Origin of the sequence: Microcoleus sp. PH2017_05_CCC_O_A, from assembly GCF_020738785.1 — a bacterium.
In the GTDB taxonomy this organism is placed as follows: domain Bacteria; phylum Cyanobacteriota; class Cyanobacteriia; order Cyanobacteriales; family Microcoleaceae; genus Microcoleus.
Map to the genome: position 1 here is coordinate 1 of NZ_JAEQCB010000302.1, position 1823 is coordinate 1823.

Annotated in this window: 2 protein-coding genes; both read left to right on the forward strand. The window is 44.0% G+C overall.

Annotated elements, in window-relative coordinates:
- Positions 1 to 49: 49 nt before the first annotated feature.
- A complete protein-coding gene (locus JGK20_RS34120; RefSeq protein ID WP_293175219.1) occupies positions 50 to 727 on the forward strand; it encodes an ATP-dependent Zn protease in 678 nt (225 codons plus the stop codon).
- A gap of 119 nt (positions 728 to 846) precedes the next feature.
- Positions 847 to 1398 (forward strand): hypothetical protein, encoded by a 552-nt coding sequence (locus tag JGK20_RS34125; protein WP_293142754.1) that lies wholly within the window; start codon positions 847 to 849, stop codon positions 1396 to 1398.
- Positions 1399 to 1823: the final 425 nt, after the last annotated feature.

A 1823-nucleotide genomic window follows, 5' to 3' on the forward strand; every position in this document is an offset into this window, starting at 1 on the left:
CCCCATTACCAATTCCCCATTACCAATTCCCCATTACCAATTCCCAATAATGAAAGACACTTCTTTGAATATTATCGCTATTTCTATCTTCGCCATCACCGTTTCGATAATATTGGGCCCCCTATTCAACCTACCAGAGGCCGTACCTGCGATCGCCACCTTTTGCCTGTTGGGGCTAGCCACCCTCGACAGTTTCCAGTGGCAAGGTCAAGGCGGTACAATATTAGTAGATTTGCTGGGGGGAAGTTCTAAAGAAAAGCGCGATCGTATCCTCCACCACGAAGCCGGACACTTCCTCGTCGCCCACCTGTTGGGAATTCCCGTAACCAGCTACGCCCTCAACGCTCTTGAAGCATTCAAACAAGGTCAAACAGCCCAAGGCGGCGTCCGATTTGCAGACCAACAACTAGCATCTCAACTCGAAAACGGCACTCTTTCCGTCCAACTTTTAGACCAATACTGCACCGTCTGGATGGCCGGAATAGTCGCCGAAAAAGTTGTTTACGGCAACGCCATAGGAGGAGCAGAAGACCGTACAAAAATCAGCGCAATTTTAACACAACTACGCCGTCCCGTTTCCGAAATTCAACTCAAACAAAACTGGGGCTCGCTGCGAGCAAAAACCCTAATCGAAAGCCATCAATCCGCTTACCAAGCCCTAGTCGCAGCCATGGAAAAAAGAGCAACCGTCGCTGAATGCTGCGACATCATCCAACAAAATTTGTAGCACACAACTTGTGCACTCTGGCTTCTTGAACCCAGTTTATTTGTAGGTGTCTCACTCAAGCCCGGATTTTGCCTAGAAATCTGGTTTAATAGCATTAATTTTATCGCAATTAAAAAATCATGTCACAATCAAAACTTTTCGCAACCAAACTGCAAACAGCCAACCCCAATCAAGAAAAATTGCTGCGGCTGTTAGGTTTCCGCATCGACCCCGACACCGAAGTACCTAATCTGTATACTCTCATTGTCTGTGGAGAAGAAGAACCGCCTTTAGTAGCTGGCGGTCAACTTGTATTTTTTACCCGTCCACAACTAGCGATTAATGCTCTCAAACTGTGCGATATCGATGTCAGCGAACTGGGAACACCACCCACACAAATAGACGCTATTTGCGACATTGCAGAAACCCTGTACTTGCTCGATGCAGAAGATATTGACGAATCAGGGATTATGCTTAACTGTTTGAACGCGCTGTTAAATTTAGTAAAAGTCACATTAACACCCATGCCCACAAATTACAAACGCGTGCTTTATGCTTTTGCAGACCACCTGAATATTGATGAAGAGTTTGCCAGTTTTTTAGCTGAAGAGGACATCCAGCGTTCGGAGATGGTTAACGCTATTTTATGGTGTGTGGGAGCCATTACCGTCAAATCTAGATTGCTAACCTAGTAATTTTAGATTTAGAATTTTCAATTGAATAATTCACAACATTCAAAGATTTCAACTTATTACTTTCAACCAGGTCATTCCTAGATGCCACTGTCACATTAAATCAAGGTACGTAGTTGCGCTTGGGCGCTCTTATATTTAAGCGCTCAAACGCAACAAGTGACCCAAAAAATAGTTCCATAAAAGTTCCAGTTGCGTCCAGGACTCAAGGATTGCTATAGGTGCATAAGTCCAATTATCAATGGCAAATTCTCAATTGCCAATCACAAATCATTCAAATGTGCGATCGAATTTCTGTCGCTTGGTGCGGGCGGGTTTAGTTCGATTGTTGGTGGGAATTAAAGATTGTTGGTAAAACCTGCCTCTACTATTCAATTACCAATTACCAATTACCAATTACGAAATCTTCAGAAAAGTCCCGATCG

Bases quoted from the DNA above. Each gene is read 5' to 3' on its own strand.
- JGK20_RS34120 (WP_293175219.1), top strand. From the start codon at position 50: ATGAAAGACACTTCTTTGAATATTATCGCTATTTCTATCTTCGCCATC.
- JGK20_RS34125 (WP_293142754.1), top strand. From the start codon at position 847: ATGTCACAATCAAAACTTTTCGCAACCAAACTGCAAACAGCCAACCCC.